The sequence below is a fragment of the Micromonospora sp. GCM10011541 genome (genome assembly GCF_042650725.1).
GTDB lineage: Bacteria > Actinomycetota > Actinomycetes > Mycobacteriales > Micromonosporaceae > Micromonospora > Micromonospora sicca.
In genome coordinates this window covers 1-9,139 of record NZ_JBHSBP010000052.1, presented here as the reverse complement: position 1 = coordinate 9,139, position 9,139 = coordinate 1, and the positions used below count along the sequence as shown (strand labels likewise).

Genomic DNA, 9,139 nt, shown 5'->3' with positions numbered 1-9,139 from the left:
TGATGGTCGAGGCCCGCGGCATCCCCCTCGGACGCGTCCTGGCCGGCGCCAACCGCCACGACTGCCCACTGCTCAAACCCACCCTGGAGCAACTCGACGGCCTCGGCCCGCTACCCGACGACATCACCGTCCACCTGGACGCCGGCTACGACTCGGCCACCAGCCGGGACCTACTCACCGAACGCGGCCTGACCGGCGAGATTGCCCGCAAGGGCGTCAAAGCCCCTATCCAGGCCACCCAGTGGTGGCACATCGAACGCACGAACGCCTGGCACAACGCCTTCAACCGGCTCCAACGCTGCTACGAACGCAAGGAGTCAGTCGTCCACGCCTACTTCGACCTCGCCGACGCGATCATCACTATACGTAGCCTCATCCGGCAGGCCTGGATCTCGCGCCGGTGGGACACCCGCCCCACCCGTCGACCATGAAACCCACCTATCTGCGCGCCCTCTTAGAGCTCCTGGTCAAAATGATCATCCGAGGAATCTGCGGGAGCAGGTGATCGCGCAGTCCAGGCTCGTTGAGCGCCAGCGCCCGGAAGCTCAGGTGCTGCTCCATCAACGTCACCCGTCCGCCCCAGAGCCCTGGCAATGTCGGCAGGCGATGCCGAGCAGGGCCAGTGGTCGACGGCTGTCGCGGGCGTGGTGGCGATTGGCGGCGGCGATGTTGGTGATGCCGGCCAGGCGTAGTGCGCCGGTGGCGGCGTTACGGAGGACGGCCATGACCTGCGGTCCAGCGGCGGTGCGGATATGACTGCGGTCTTCGTCGTAGGCGACGTCACGGGACCACCCACTGGATCTTGTCTTCAATCGACCAGCGACCGCAGGTCCAGATGGACTTGCCGGGGTCCTGACCACAGTTCCCGCTGAGCCGCCTCGACAGGGCAAAGCCGTAAGGGCGGGATGTCGGCCTCCGCCTGGGACCAGTCCGTCCGGCGCCTCGCGCACACTTCGGACGACGGCGCCACTTCACGCCATTTTCGCGCACGGCCAGAACCACCTTCACCACCATGCCGGAATCGACCAAACCGGCGACCACCAGCACCTTGTTCTTCGACAACAACCAGACGTACGGGACGGCGATACCCGTGGTCGTCGCGTTCGACCCGCCCGTTCCCAAGGACGCCAGGGACGATGTGCAGCGCCGGTTGTTCGTGAAGACCGACCCTCCGCAGCCGGGCACCTGGTCGTGGCTGGACGACGGCAGCGAGGTCTCCTACCGGGCCCCCGACTTCTGCAAGCCCGGTACGAAGATCAGCGTGCGGAGCGCCCTGAAGGGGCTGCCAATCGGCAAGGACGCCGTCGGGGACGAGGACCGCAGGGCGACGTCGAAGGTCGGCCGGCAGGTCTCGCTCGGCATCGACAACGCCACCAAGCAAATGTCGGTCTACCAGGACAGCAAGCTGCTCCGGAAGATCCCCGTCAGCCTCGGCAAGCCCAGCACACCCACCTCTAGCGGCAAGATGGTGATCATGGCGAAGCACCAGTACGCCACCTTCGACACCCGGGGCGAACCGAACGGCGGCTACGTCGTCGACGTCGAGGACGCCCAGCGGCTCACCGACGGCGGCGAATTCCTCCACGGGGCGCCGTGGTCCGAAGGGGACCAAGGCAAGATCAACGTCTCCCACGGGTGCACCAACCTCTCCGCCGCGGCCGCCGACTGGCTGATGGGCATCACCCAGGTCGGCGACCTCGTCACCGTCAAGGGCACCGAGGTGACGCTGGATCAGGGCAACGGCTGGACGGCGTGGAACGTCAGCTGGGACGAGTTCGCCAGGGGCAGGGCCCTGCCTGTACCCGCTGGGCTCCGACCGGCCCCGAGCCAGGTGCCGCATCCGGGTGCCGTGGCCGGCGGATCTCCGGCCCCGACTCCCTCGGTCACCGACGATTGATCCCGGCGTACGTGGAAGGACCGTGAGCCGGTCAGTGCTTCATTGAAGCGGCGGCCATCCCTGTATCAGCTGCCCCGGACCGTGGGCTGGGCTGGGTGAGCACCAACCCGGCGCCAAGCAACACCTTCACCGGGTTGCGAGACGCCCCTTAGGGTGGATCACCTGGTGCTCCGATGGTGATCGGACGTCGGCGAACTCGCGCGGATAGCCGGGGACACGCTGTCTCTCGGAATGTTCTGGACGGTTCACTCCCATCGCCACACGTAGATGTAACCGCCGGACCTGCCTGTATCCGCCAGGACGCCCCCGGGCCATGCGGGAGCGAGGCGGACCATCGGAGCTGATCTTGTAACCCATAGATGCCCGTCTGTCTACGGATCAGAAGGTGAGGGGTTCGAGTCCCTTCGGGCGCACAGCAAGTCAAGGGCCGGTTTCCCGTCACGGGACCGGCCCTTGATCGTTTTGACCCCCACGGCTGACCCCTACGCCTACGCGTCGAAGTGGGGGGGATCCGTGGGCAGTTTCCTGGACCGCTTCCGCACGGTCGACCGAGGTGAGCCTCCTTCGGGTATGAACCGGGAAGGCGAGTTGGAGGGCACGCGCTGACGGTTCGCGGGCCGCCCCCACGGACGACGCCGACTCCCGTACGGTGCGCTGATGCGTCACCCCGTACTCCTGACCCTGCTCCTGCCGCCGCTGCTCGTCGCCGGCTGTACATCCGACCCGACGACCCCGGCAGGCGCCTCCTCGTCCCCCTCGACCAGCCCGAGCCCCACCGCGCCGGCGGTCGACTACACGCCCTGGCAGGCGGGACGTTCCACCCCGGTGGCCGACCCGATCTACCCGGCCCGCGGGACCGCGGCGCTGGACGTCCTGCACTACGGCCTGGTCCTCGACTGGGCGCCGCCGACGAAGACCCTCGCCGGCACCGCCACCCTGCGCATCCGGCCCACGAAGGACGCGCCCAGCCTCGTCCTCGACTTCATGCCGTACCAGGTGGACGGGGTGACGCTGGACGGGACGACGGTGACCGGCACGGTGGCGAAGGAGAAGCTGACCGTCGCCGCCCCGGTCACCGCCGACAAGCCGGTCACCCTGGTGGTGAAGTACCACGGCAAGCCGAAGACCACCCCGATGCCGTCGCACCGCAAGGATGTGGAGGCCCTGGGGCTGACCGTCACCAAGGAGGGCGGCCTCTGGACCATGCAGGAGCCGTTCGGGGCGTTCACCTGGTATCCGGCGAACGACCAGCCGTCCGACGAGGCGCTCTACGACATCCAGGTCACCGTGCCGGCGGGCTGGTCGGCGATCGCCAGCGGCACCCCCGCCGGCCAGTCCGGCACCACCTTCACGTACCGCAGCGCCGACCCGGTGGCCAGCTACCTCACCACCCTCGCGGTCGGGAAGTACCAGAAGCTGACCGTCAAGGGACCGCGCGGGCTTCCGCTGACCTACTGGTACCGCAAGGGCACGGACGACAAGCTGCTGCCGTACCTGAAGAAGTCCCCGCAGTACCTCGCCTGGCTGGAGAAGCGGTTCGGGCCGTACCCGTTCCCGACCGGCGGAGTCGTGGTGGTGGACTCGGCGTCCGGCATGGAGACCCAGCAGATGATCACCATGGGCCGGAAGATCGAGAACACCAAGGCCCGCCGCGACCGTTGGGGCGTCGACCTGCTGCACGAGTACGCGCACCAGTGGTTCGGCGACTCCGTCACGCCGACCACCTGGACCGACCTGTGGCTCAACGAGGGCTTCGCCACGTACGCCCAGGACCTCTACACCCAGGACACGTTCAACCTCAGCGACGCCAGCCTGGACCGGTACACGCGCCAGGCCGACGCCGCGCTGCGCAAGAAGCTGGGCCCGCCCGGCAAGCCCAACCCGAAGAACTTCGCCGAGGGCAACGTCTACCTCTGCCCGGAGGCGATGCTCCGGGAGATCCACAACCAGATCGGTGACAAGAAGTTCTTCGCGCTCGCCACCGCCTGGGTGCAGGAGCAGAAGAACACCCACCAGGACCGCGCCTCGTTCATCGCGTTCGTCAACAAGCAGACCGGCCGCGACTTCACCAAGCTGATCAACACCTGGCTCGACTCGAAGACCACCCCGAAGTCCATCACCGTGAAGTGAGCGCCGCCGCGTCGGCGCCGGACACCGTACCGGCGCCGACGCGGCCCGATCACATCCGCTCGGGCGTACGGATGCCCAGCAGGTGCAGGCCCTGCCGCAGCACCCGGGCGGTCAGGTCGCAGAGCACCAGCCGGCTCCCCCGTACCGGCTCCTCGGCCCGCAGCACCGGGCAGCGCTCGTAGAACGCGCTGAACGCGGTGGCCAGCCGGTGCAGGTAGGCCGCCAGGTGGTGGAACTCCAGGCTCCGCTCCACCTGGGCGACCACCGCGCCGAAGCCGACCAGCTCGAAGGCGAGCGCCCGCTCCGCCGGCTCGGCCAGCGAGACGCTCGCGTCCGGCCGGGCCGCCACGCCGGCCCGGCGGAAGATCGACCGGATCCGGGAGTACGCGTACTGCAGGTAGGGCGCCGTGTTGCCGTCCAGCGACAGCATCCGCTCCCAGTCCAGCACGTAGTCCCGCTGCCGGTCGTTGGAGAGGTCGGCGTACTTGATCGCGCCGATGCCGACCGCCCGGCCCACCTCGGCCGCCTCCGCGTCGCCCAGCTCCGGGTTCCGGTTCCGGGTCAGCGCGGTCGCCCGGGCCACCGCCTCCTCCAGCAGGCCGACCAGCTTCACCGACTCGCCGGCCCGGCTGCGCAGCATCCGCCCGTCCGGTCCCAGGATCGAGCCGAACCCGACGTGCTCCGCCCGCGCCGGCGGGGTCAGCCAGCCGGCCTGCTCCACCACCGCGTACACCATCTCGAAGTGCCGCCGTTGCGGCAGGCCCACCACGTAGAGCAGCCGGGTCGCGCTCAGCTCGCCGGTGCGGTGCCGGATCGCCGCCAGGTCGGTGGCCGGGTAGCCGTACCCGCCGTCGGACTTGCGGACGATCAACGGCAGCGGCTCCCCGTCCCGGCCGACCGAGCCGGGCGGGAAGACGCAGGCGGCGCCGTCGCTCTCCCGGAGCAGCCCGAGCCGGTCCAGCTCCGCCACCACCGGGCCGAGCAGGTCGTTGTAGCTGCTCTCGCCGTGGAAGTCGCGGTCGGTCAGGGTCACGTCGAGCAGGTCGTAGACGGTCAGGAAGTAGCGTTCGGACTGCTCGACGAGGAGCCGCCACAGCCGCAGCGTCGTCTCGTCGCCGCCCTGCAAGGACACCACCCGCAGCCGGGACCGCTCCCGGAACGCCTCGTCGGCGTCGAACTTCGCCCGGGCGGTCTTGTAGAACGAGTCCAGGTCGCCCATCGACAGCTCGTGCGTCGCCTCGGCCTCGCCCAGGTCGACCAGGTGCTCGATCAGCATGCCGAACGGCGTGCCCCAGTCGCCCAGGTGGTTGGCCCGGACCACCCGGTGCCCCAGCCACTCCAGCAGCCGGGCCGCCGCGTCGCCGATCACCGTCGAGCGCAGGTGCCCGACGTGCATCTCCTTCGCCACGTTCGGCGCCGAGTAGTCGACCACCACCGTCTCCGGGGCCGGGCTGACCGGCACGCCGAGCCGCGGGTCGGTGGCCAGCGCGGAGACCAGCCCGCCGAGGGTCCGCTCGGCGACGGCCAGGTTGATGAAGCCCGGTCCGGAGACCTCCGCCGCCGAGCAGAGGTCACCCAGCTCCGCGCGTGCCAGGACTTCCGTGGCGATCGCCCGCGGTGGCCGGCCGAGCCGCCGGGCCAGCGCCAGCGCCGCGTCGGATTGGAAGTCCGCGCGCTGGGAGCGCCGCACCACCGGGTCGACCGGTACGCCGGCCACCGCCGTGAACGCTGGCGCCAGCCGGTCGGTCAGCAACTTCTCCAGATCCATGGGTACGCCGATCTCGCTCGGATCCGCCTCACGCGGATCTCCGGACGGGGGATGCGGGCGGACCGAGGACGATCGGCGAAGACCGGCGGCTCGATCCGCCGGTCGCAGGAAGGACGTGCTCAGCGCAGGCGGTCGAAGGATCGCCGGCGTCGCGCCGCACCGACCGAAACGTCGCAGGACGTCGGCGCGAGGGTGCGGGAGCTGGCCATGGAAGCAGCCTAACCGGCCGGCCCGGGTACGGCGCAAGGCGGTACCCGAGCCGGCTGTCCGCGTACCGGAAGGTCAGGCCGGCGTGGCGACGGCCTTGCGGTACCGCTCGGCTCGCCGCCGCACCTGGCTGTACGCGCTGGTCAGACCCATCGCCCGGCGGACCTCCACCAGGGTCCGGCGGACCTGCTCCCGGGTCCGCTCGGTGCCCTCGAAGATCAGCTGGTCGACCAGGCCGCGCTCCGCCTCGAACCGGGCCCGGCGTTCCCGGATCGGGTCGAGGAACCGGTTGAGCGCGCCCGCCAGCTCCTCCTTGACCTCGACGTCGCCCACCCGACCGGCCCGGTACCGCGCCTTGAGCTCGGCCACCCGGGCTCGGTCCGGGTTGAACACGTCGTGGAACGCGAAGACCGGGTTGCCCTCCACCGTCCCGGGCACGTCGGCGCACACCCGGTTCGGGTCGGTGTACATCCCCATCACCTTCCGGCGGACGGTCGCCGGGTCGTCGGAGAGCGCGATCGCGTTCCCCTTGCTCTTGCTCATCTTCCCCTGGCCGTCGGTGCCGACCAGGGCGGGCGTGTCGGAGGCGACCAGCTCCGGCACCGGGAAGACGTCGCCGTAGAGGTGGTTGAACCGGCGGGCGATCTCCCGGGTCACCTCGACGTGCGCCGCGTTGTCCCTGCCCACCGGAACGACCTGCCCCTTCACGCAGAGGATGTCGGCGGCCTGGAGGACGGGGTAGCCGAGCAGCCCGTAGGGCATCTCCTCCTTGCCGGCGTCCCGGGCCATCTCCTTCAGCGACGGGATCCGCTCCAGCCGGGGCACGGTGACCAGGTTCTGGAAGAGGGTGTTCAGGGCGCCGACCTCCGGGATCGCCGACTGGAGGTAGAAGGTCGCCCGGGCCGGGTCGACCCCGGCGGAGAGGATGTCGGTGACCATCTCGCGGGCGTTGTGGGCGACCTGCTCGATGTGCTCGCGGGTGTTGTTCGTGGTGAGCATGTGCAGGTCGGCGATGATGAAGAAGCTCTCGTACCGCTGGTGCAGCTGCACCCGGTTGGCGATGCTGCCGACGTAGTGGCCGAGGTGCAGCCGCCCGGTCGGGCGGTCGCCGGTGAGCATCCGTGCTGCGGACATGGTGGTACGCCTTTCGTGCCAAGGATCGGGTGAGGAACGCGCGGGCGCGCGGAGAGACCCGGGGTGTGCCCGGATCAGTGGAGTCGGCTCGTCAGAGCGCGAACCGCCATCGCCCGCCGGCGCGGAACCGCAACCCACCGGCACGGAGTACGTCGAGGATCTGCTCCCGACCGTCGTCGACGCGGAGCGGGAGAACCGGCGCGGCAGCCGCCGGGAGACCGTCAACGGTCTCCGGGGCGCTGGTGCTCGGCCGGACCATGGCTCCACGGTAGCCGTCGGGGCGTCCCGACGGGAGCCGGGTCAGCCGTGGCGATAACTCTCCTCGTAGTAGCTGCCAACCTGGTCCCGGTACGCCGGCCGGTCGAAGTCGTCCGGGTCGAAGGCGGGCGAGTTCCGCACCTGGTCCCGGGTGCGGTCGACGTGCACCCTGCGCTCCAGGTGGTCGACCCTGGCCACGGTCCCGACCGGCAGCAGCACCCTCCGCCCGAAGATCCACGGACCGGTCTCCACCACCAGGTACCGGGCGTCCGCGCTCGCCTCGTCGACCGAGCCGATCCGGCCGTCGGTCGCCTCGACCCGGTAGCCGGTGAGGTCGACCGGCGTGCCTGGTCCGGGTGCGTCCGGGCCGCCGCCACCCGCCGGCCGCTGCCGCGGCACGTCGGACGGGGTGGTCTCGTCGTACCCGCCGGCCAGCGCCGAGGGGTCCCGCCAGGTCCAGGGATTGAAGGGCTGCACGGCCACCTCCGGTATGTCGTAGCGACTCCGGAAAATTGCCCGGCCGACCTCCGGCGGAAACACCCCGGCATTTCCCGGGGCCCCCACTCCGTCAGGAGATGCCTCACCTGCTGCTGACCTCCACGCCGGGCGGGCCCCGCCGGCCCGCCTCGCCGTCGGCCGCTGACCTGCCCCGCTGGCATACTGGCCAGCCATGGTGCTGTCGCGCGGTTGGTCGTTCTTCCTGGTCGGGGTCGGGGTCTGGACCTGGGTGATCTGGCCGAGGTTCGCGGTCGCCATCTGGAACGACCCGCGTTCCTGGTCCACCGGCACGGTCGGCGAGGGCGCGGCCACCAGCTTCCTCTGGGTGCACGCACTGCTGATCGCCGCGTCGCTGGCCATCGGCACCACCGTCGGCGTGCTCGGTGTCCGCGGGTGGCGGGCGGCCCGCCGCCGCGCCGGCCGCCCGTCCGCCTGACCTCCACTTCCCCTCCCGGGCGCCGACCGCTCGTTGCGCCGGAGAGCAGGACCATTTGCCGTACGCCGAGCTGCCTCGCCTCGCCGTCCACCGTGGGCAGCAGGTCAGCGCCCGAGCGGCCCGGGTCCGGCCGCCGATCCGAACGTGGTGGCCGGGAGCGGCAGGGGAACAGACAGCGCCGGCAGCGGGTCGCACCCCCTGTCAGCGGGTCGTCGACCCCCCGGCCGCCGGGAACCGACCCGGCCACACCGCCGCTGAGCAGCGGAAATAGTCTCGCGGTGATGATGTGACGCGGGACGCTACCCACGGATTTGACGATCAATCCCGCAGACGCGTAACTTTCTCTCTGCCAGCGCGGAACGGACGAAACAGGCGAAAGACCTGACAGGCCGGAGCGCGGGAATGACCCCAGGGTCGGATGGTTACACTCATCAGGAACCTGGGACCGGGCGGTGCCCCGGATTCGCCGAGAGGCGGATTTGGCGAGGCGGAACCGACCGGGTAAGGTTGTCGATCGGCAGGGAAGCGGACGAGTTCGCGGGTGACCGCGGCGGCCGTCCTGCCAAATCCGATGATCAGGCGCAGCGGTTCGCTGCTGCGCGTGCTCATCGGCGCCAACCCGTACCAAGCGTGACACACCGGGACACACCGGTTGACACGGGGAAGACGGTGAGGTAACGTAGTAAAAGTGCCCGGCGCGAGAGCGGCGGGTGCGGACGGACGAAATGCCCCGGATGGGGGTCCTACTGGGTAGGGCTTCTGGATGGTGTGTGGTTGTTCTTTGAGAACTCAACAGGGTGCTTGATAAGCC

The 9,139-nt window shown here is 70.2% G+C and carries 8 protein-coding genes and 1 pseudogene; 4 read left to right on the top strand and 5 right to left on the bottom strand.

Features of this window, described 5'->3' with window-relative positions; all coding sequences use genetic code 11:
* Positions 1-431 (top strand): transposase (locus ACFOYX_RS21675; protein ID WP_377534294.1); only part of this gene is annotated, 431 nt, incomplete at its 5' end.
* A 135-nt stretch (positions 432-566) separates the two neighbouring features.
* Here the strand turns inward: ACFOYX_RS21675 and ACFOYX_RS21670 are convergent.
* Positions 567-725: a hypothetical protein gene (locus ACFOYX_RS21670; RefSeq protein WP_322444077.1), complete on the bottom strand. Its 159-nt coding sequence runs from the start codon at positions 723-725 to the stop codon at positions 567-569.
* Positions 726-988: 263 nt separating this feature from the next.
* On the opposite strand from ACFOYX_RS21670, the pseudogene ACFOYX_RS21665 reads away from it, so the two are divergent.
* Positions 989-1,897: pseudogene (locus ACFOYX_RS21665) on the top strand (L,D-transpeptidase); the annotation flags it as partial.
* Positions 1,898-2,554: 657 nt separating this feature from the next.
* Complete coding sequence (locus ACFOYX_RS21660) at positions 2,555-4,027, top strand: M1 family metallopeptidase (RefSeq protein ID WP_322444076.1); 1,473 nt, start codon at positions 2,555-2,557, stop codon at positions 4,025-4,027.
* A 49-nt stretch (positions 4,028-4,076) separates the two neighbouring features.
* Here ACFOYX_RS21660 and argS read toward each other — a convergent pair whose 3' ends face one another.
* The 4 genes from argS to ACFOYX_RS21640 all read right to left on the bottom strand — a co-directional run bounded on the left by argS (position 4,077) and on the right by ACFOYX_RS21640 (position 7,871).
* On the bottom strand, positions 4,077-5,795 hold the full coding sequence (gene argS / locus ACFOYX_RS21655) for an arginine--tRNA ligase (RefSeq protein WP_322444075.1): 1,719 nt from the start codon (positions 5,793-5,795) through the stop codon (positions 4,077-4,079).
* Positions 5,796-6,077: 282 nt separating this feature from the next.
* The gene (gene trpS, locus ACFOYX_RS21650) at positions 6,078-7,136 is read right to left on the bottom strand and encodes a tryptophan--tRNA ligase (protein ID WP_322444074.1); all 1,059 of its coding nucleotides are present in this window, start codon (positions 7,134-7,136) and stop codon (positions 6,078-6,080) included.
* 91 nt (positions 7,137-7,227) lie between these two features.
* A complete protein-coding gene (locus ACFOYX_RS21645) occupies positions 7,228-7,395 on the bottom strand; it encodes a hypothetical protein (RefSeq protein ID WP_165439861.1) in 168 nt (55 codons plus the stop codon).
* Between the two features lie 41 nt (positions 7,396-7,436).
* The gene (locus tag ACFOYX_RS21640; protein WP_322444072.1) at positions 7,437-7,871 is read right to left on the bottom strand and encodes a PRC-barrel domain-containing protein; all 435 of its coding nucleotides are present in this window, start codon (positions 7,869-7,871) and stop codon (positions 7,437-7,439) included.
* Between the two features lie 193 nt (positions 7,872-8,064).
* Here ACFOYX_RS21640 and ACFOYX_RS21635 point away from each other — a divergent pair, with 193 nt between their 5' ends.
* Positions 8,065-8,328 carry an SCO4848 family membrane protein gene (locus ACFOYX_RS21635; RefSeq protein WP_322444071.1) on the top strand — a complete coding sequence of 88 codons (264 nt, stop codon included), beginning with the start codon at positions 8,065-8,067 and terminating at the stop codon, positions 8,326-8,328.
* Positions 8,329-9,139: the final 811 nt, after the last annotated feature.